Source organism: Mesorhizobium sp. WSM4983 (assembly GCF_029625765.1).
In the GTDB taxonomy this organism is placed as follows: Bacteria; Pseudomonadota; Alphaproteobacteria; order Rhizobiales; family Rhizobiaceae; genus Mesorhizobium.
On record NZ_JARTVM010000064.1, the window covers coordinates 1 to 235 of the forward strand.

The following is a 235-nucleotide window of genomic DNA, read 5'->3' on the forward strand; positions in this document are numbered from 1 at the left end:
GGGCAACACCTAGCAGCAATGGCATCGATAGTCCCTGCCCAGCCTGCTCCATTTCGACGACGATGGTCGCCGGGTTCAGTTTCTTCTCGCTCCACGTCAACAGACCGTCACCGTGGTTGACGATCTCGCCGGTGGAGGCGTCCTTGACGACGATCTGGCCACGCGCCAGGGAATACATCTCCCCATCCACCCAAAAGAACGCCCCCAAGCTGGGCATCTTGGCCAGCCCGATGAT

General features: G+C 60.4%; 1 protein-coding gene. It reads right to left on the bottom strand.

The window, feature by feature from the left end:
- Positions 1 to 235 (bottom strand): hypothetical protein (locus P9254_RS28950; protein ID WP_278103936.1); only part of this gene is annotated, 235 nt, incomplete at both ends.